We start from the raw sequence: 4,144 nt of genomic DNA, 5'->3' as shown, positions 1-4,144 counted from the left end.
CGGAGGGCGGTGATCAGCCTGCCGAACTGGCGCGGGGTCAGCCCGGTGAACGGGGCTGTCCAGGAGGGCTCCGAGGCCGTGATCACACCAGACACAGCAAGATCATCTCACCTCTGACCAGCAGTTACGGGACAGGTCTTACGAGCTCGTGCACGACAAGCGGTGAGACGTCGGGCCCGTGATGGTTGATCATGGTCGGGTGGTGGAGAACAGGGCTCGCGCAGTGATCACCAGCAACCGTCGCATCACGGGTCTGACAGGCGATGTGATCGCTGAACTCGTAGCCGAGATAGGCCCGTCGTGGCATGCGCGTCACCAGGCCAAGCTGACCTCCCGGCCGCGGAAGCGGGCCGTGGGCGGGGGACCGAAACACCGCCTGGTGTTTGTCGACCGCTTGCTGGCCACCCTCGTCCATCTTCGCCACGGAGCCACTCACGACATACTGGCCTGCTGGTTCGGCGTTGACCGCTCGACCATCACACGAGCCGTCAACGAGGTGCGGCCCCTGCTCGCCGAGCGGGGCTGCACGGTCAGCCCCGACGTGCGGCTGCGAACCCTGGCCGAGGTCGTCGACCACCTCGGCTCGAGCGGGACGACCGGCATCATCGACGGCACCGAGATCCGCGTCCGGCGGCCCGCCGTCGGGCGCAAGGACCGGGACAGGTTCATCTCCGGCAAGAACAAGCAGAACGCCGTCAAGTCCATGGTGGTGACGGACGGCGAAGGCCGCGTGCTGTGGTGCAGCCCCACTCGTCCCGCGAGCTGTGCGGACATCACCCACGCCCGCCAGTTGGGGCTGGTCACGCTCCTGGCCGACGCGCCCGCGCTTGAGATCCTCGCCGACGCCGGCTACCAGGGCCTGGGCGCGCAGACCGGCGGCCGGGTGGTGACGCCCCCGCATCGCAAGTTCAAGAAGAACGCTCCCGACTGGTACGAGGAGATGTACGAGCGTCAGCGCAAGGGGCACTCCTCGCGCCGTATCCGGGTCGAGCACGGCATCGCCCATCTGAAGAACTGGCGGGCCCTGGCCCGCCACCTCGGCCGCCGCGAGCACATGAGCGACACCGTCCAGGCCGTTGCCGGCCTGCTCTCTCACCAGCAGACCGCAGACCTGCACTCGACACGGCAAACGTGAACACAGGCCCCACCGAGGCTTCCGACGTCTCACCGCTTGTCGTGCACCAGCTCGTTAGGGCCCAAAGCTACTCAAAACCGGGGATCGAAAACAGGCACTTACGGACCCACGTGCCTCTCCCCGGTGATCCCGAATACGCAGTCATCGCCGCGTGCGTCCGCTTACCGCCCGACGCGCGATACAGCGCGACGGCATCCTTCCGGAACTCCTCCGCATGCGGAGACTTCCGTCCCACCTGGACATCCCTCCCTGGACCATCAAGATCCATTGTCAGGGTGTCCACTCCAAAGGATCAGCCTCACCTTGTGTGACCGCCTGTGGTGCTGCAATGGCCGGGCCCGTCGTTCCCATGCTGGCCAAATGTGTAGTTGAGCGGGGCTGGGCCAACGTCCTGGCCGACCGGGAGCCGCCGACCATACCGCTCCTACGAACACAAGGCTGGACACCGGCGATCAGCTGCCGTGGGCTCCGAAGATGGCTCGGCCTTCCGGTTCGATGGCCTTCCGAATCCTCACGTTGATGTTCTCGAGCTGGCGGACTTGCGTCTTCGTCAACGGGTCGAGTACGAGCCGTCGCACTGTTTCGACGTGGCCGGGAGCCGCCTGCACCAGCTTCTTACGCCCGGCCGTGGTGAGGGTAGTGAGGGTGGTGCGACCGTCGGCCGGGTCCGGCCAGCGTCTCAACCAGCCGCGGGTCTCTAGGCGCGCGGCCACCTGTGAGACTCGGGACAGCGAACCGTTAGTCAGAGCGGCCAGGTCGCGCAGCCGAAGGGTCTTCTCGGGAGCATGACTGAGCATGGACAACACCATGTACTCATAGAAGGTCATTTTTGAGTCGGACTGCAGTTGGTTGTCCAGCGCTCCCGGGAGCGTAAGGAATACCGACGCAAGCGCTAGCCAGGCGGCTTGCTCGTCCTCGTCGAGCCAGCGCGGGTCACCTGTCTCAGTCATCAGCCCCTTGTCCTCACTTCCCGCCGTCGTGGTTCGGACCTCTCGGTCCCGTGTCGTCCCGATCATAGGCGCTAGCGCCCTGCCTCTGACGTTGCCGTACCCCCACGTCGAAGGTCGGAATCACTTAACGCGTAAAGTATCAAAACTTGACGTGTTAAGTAAATACTCGTAGCTTGAAGTAAATCGTGCAGCGACAGCGAAGGGATCTCCGATGCGAGCTTCTGTACTGCGGAACGGGTCGATGGTGTACCGCGATGACGTTCCTGAACCCGTGCCTGGCGAGGGTCAGGTTCTTGTCCAGGTCACCGCATGCGGTGTCTGCGGCGGTGACCTGCACTTCGCCGCACGCAGCGCCACGATGGTCGATCTCGCCGCGCGCATGGTGGGCGCTCCGAGCCTGACGGATGGCCTCGACCTGAACCAGGACGTATTCATGGGACATGAGTTCGCGGCTGAAGTCGTTGCTGCCGGACCGAGGACCGATGCGCCGCCTCCTGGTACCCAGGTCACTTCCGTCCCGGCGCTGATGACGGCGTGGGGCATGGAGCCGCACCTCTACTCGAATACGGAGCCTGGCGGGTATGGCGAGCGGATGCTCCTCAGTGCGCCGCTGCTCCTGCCCATCCCCAACGGCCTCGAGCCTCGCCTCGCCACTCTTGCTGAGCCGATGGCCGTCGGTCTGCACGCTGTCAACAAGGCGGACATCGAAGCAGGCACCGGAGCGATCGTCATTGGCTGTGGCCCCGCGGGGCTGGCGGTCGTGGCCGAATTGGCCGCTGCGGGTATTTTTCCCATCGTCGCTTCCGACTTCTCCCCCGCCCGCCGCAAGCTCGGCCGGCTCATGGGAGCACATGAAGTTGTCGACCCTGCCACGGACGACGTCTTCGACGCCTGGCGACGGACGGGAACAGGCACGCCCGTTGTCTTCGAGGCCGTCGGGGTGCCCGGAATGCTCGACAGCATTCTTCAGCAGACGCCGATGGGCACACGAGTCGTTGTCATCGGGGCAGCGATGGAGCCGGACCGCATCACGCCGTACTTCGGAATTGCCAAGGAGGCCGAGTTCCGGTTCGTCCAGGCATACACCCCTGACGAGTTTGCCGAGACCCTCCGCCAGATCGCCGACGGTGAGCTGAACGTGGCCCCGCTGATCACCGCAGAGGTCGGGCTGAAGGACGTGGCATGGGCCTTCGGCAAACTCTCAGAGCCCGAGGAACATTGCAAGATCCTCGTGAGGCCCGGCTCCTGAACTCCGCATATCGGTTCAACCTCCTAGTAGGAGAACACATCATGAAGATCACCTTGTTCGGCACCGGCTTCGTAGGCAGCGCACTGGCACGCGAGCTTGTAGAAGTCGGACACACGGTCACCGCGGTCGCACGGCACCCTGACTCCCTGCTCGCGCCTTCGGTCTCCATCGTTGCCGGCAGTGTCCACGACCCGGCAGTGGTCGCGGACACGACGGCGGGAGCCGAAGTGATTGTGTCCGCGCTGTCGCCCCTTGATGACAACGGCGGACTCCCGGCCAGCACCAGCGTTCTTGCAGTGACCGCTGACAAAATCGGCGCCCGTCTCGGCGTGGTGGGCAGCTCAGCCATTCTGCCGGTCACCCCGGATGGTCCCCGGCACGCCGACACCGCAGGTTTTCCTGACTGGCTCGCCGACCGCGTAACCGCCCACCAGCGGACACTCGACCAGCTGGGAAACACTCCCGACACACTGGACTGGTTCTACCTCGCAGCGCCCGGGGAATTCGGTCCGCATGCCCGCGGCGTTCGAACCGGCCGTTACCGAACGAGTGTGACCGCTCAGGTCAGCGACGCCACCGGCCGGTCGCGGATCGGCGTGGAGGACTACTGCATTGCCTTCGCCGGTGAACTCCAGGTCCCGACCGTCCACCGCGGCTGGCTCACCGTCGGCTACTGAACCGTCGGTCTTCCGACTCGCGCAGGTCCCTTGCCCACTGAGCGACTCTGTCGGGGATCTTGAGATTCCCGGGACGGCGCCGTCGGTGGTTCAGGACACTTCGGATGGTTCGTGTAGTCCTGGCTTCCCGAGG

The 4,144-nt window shown here is 65.2% G+C and carries 4 protein-coding genes and 2 pseudogenes; 3 read left to right on the top strand and 3 right to left on the bottom strand.

All coding sequences use genetic code 11. From position 1 onward, the window contains the following. A pseudogene (locus ACFYXC_RS41755) lies at positions 1 to 95 on the bottom strand (IS5/IS1182 family transposase); the annotation flags it as partial. Between the two features lie 284 nt (positions 96 to 379). Between ACFYXC_RS41755 and ACFYXC_RS41750 the strand changes: the two are divergent. Then, positions 380 to 1,135, top strand: a complete 756-nt coding sequence (locus tag ACFYXC_RS41750; protein WP_388928234.1) for a transposase family protein — start codon at positions 380 to 382, stop codon at positions 1,133 to 1,135. 97 nt (positions 1,136 to 1,232) lie between these two features. On the opposite strand, the pseudogene ACFYXC_RS41745 reads toward ACFYXC_RS41750, so the two are convergent. Then, a pseudogene (locus tag ACFYXC_RS41745) lies at positions 1,233 to 1,370 on the bottom strand (IS3 family transposase); the annotation flags it as partial. Between the two features lie 217 nt (positions 1,371 to 1,587). Then, positions 1,588 to 2,085 (bottom strand): MarR family winged helix-turn-helix transcriptional regulator, encoded by a 498-nt coding sequence (locus tag ACFYXC_RS41740; protein ID WP_389558373.1) that lies wholly within the window; start codon positions 2,083 to 2,085, stop codon positions 1,588 to 1,590. 241 nt (positions 2,086 to 2,326) lie between these two features. Here ACFYXC_RS41740 and ACFYXC_RS41735 point away from each other — a divergent pair, with 241 nt between their 5' ends. Beyond that, a complete protein-coding gene (locus ACFYXC_RS41735; protein ID WP_389558372.1) occupies positions 2,327 to 3,334 on the top strand; it encodes a zinc-binding dehydrogenase in 1,008 nt (335 codons plus the stop codon). Between the two features lie 41 nt (positions 3,335 to 3,375). Next, a complete protein-coding gene (locus ACFYXC_RS41730; RefSeq protein WP_389558370.1) occupies positions 3,376 to 4,011 on the top strand; it encodes an NAD(P)-dependent oxidoreductase in 636 nt (211 codons plus the stop codon). The last annotated feature ends 133 nt before the right edge of the window (positions 4,012 to 4,144 follow it).

Source organism: Streptomyces sp. NPDC002701, from assembly GCF_042889045.1.
GTDB lineage: Bacteria > Actinomycetota > Actinomycetes > Streptomycetales > Streptomycetaceae > Streptomyces.
This window is presented reverse-complemented; position numbering and strand designations above follow the sequence as displayed.